Raw genomic sequence first — 865 nt, 5'->3', positions numbered from 1 at the left:
ATTGTTATGATCAATCCATTGACCCGGATGCCCGGATTGGCCATAAAACGGTCAATTCTTCTTTTTACGGATACAAAACTCATTTGGCCATGACAGATGAACGGATTATCACAGCAGCAACAATCACATCCGGCGAAGCATTTGATGGTCAGGAACTTCCAGTACTGGTTCAAAAAAGTAAAGCAGCAGGTGCAACCGTTAATGAAGTAATAGCAGATACCGCATATTCCACACTGGAAAATTTAAAAGATGCACAAAGCAATGACTATAAATTAATTTCAAAGCTTAACCCGAGCATCATAAAAGGGACTCGTTCAGAGGACGGCTTTATCTTTAATAAAGATGCGGATACCATGCAGTGCCCAGCGGGGCATTTGGCTATAAAATATCGAATTGACAAACGTAGTAATCAGAAAAAGAATACACGTATCAAATATTTTTTCGATATTAATAAATGCCATGTCTGTCCTTATCGTAATGGCTGCTATAAAGAAAATGCAAAAACCAAAACGTATAGTATCACTATTAAATCGGATTATCATAAAAATCAAGAAGCGTTTCAAAAAACACAATATTTCAAGGAACGTTTCAAAACCCGCTATATGATAGAGGCAAAAAATAGTGAATTAAAAAATATACACGGATATAGTCGTTGTGATGCTGCTGGACTATCAAACATGCAACTTCAAGGAGCAGTATCAATATTTGCAGTCAATTTAAAACGAATTTTAAAACTAAAGGGAGAAGTCTGCCCAAATGAGGAAGAATAGGAAAATTCATCTCTCAAAAGGGTAGATTTTGCATCCCTCAAAACACTATTTTAGCAATATTTTATTATCAAGGAACATTTTTGCACATATTTGAC

Annotated in this window: 1 pseudogene; it reads left to right on the top strand. The window is 35.6% G+C overall.

Annotated elements, in window-relative coordinates:
- Positions 1 to 770, top strand: a pseudogene (locus WKT11_RS19805) (IS1182-like element ISRmsp2 family transposase); the annotation flags it as partial.
- Between the last annotated feature and the right edge of the window lie 95 nt (positions 771 to 865).

It is taken from the genome of Blautia sp. HCN-1074 (assembly GCF_037890165.1).
Lineage (GTDB): Bacteria > Bacillota > Clostridia > Lachnospirales > Lachnospiraceae > Blautia_A.
This window is presented reverse-complemented; position numbering and strand designations above follow the sequence as displayed.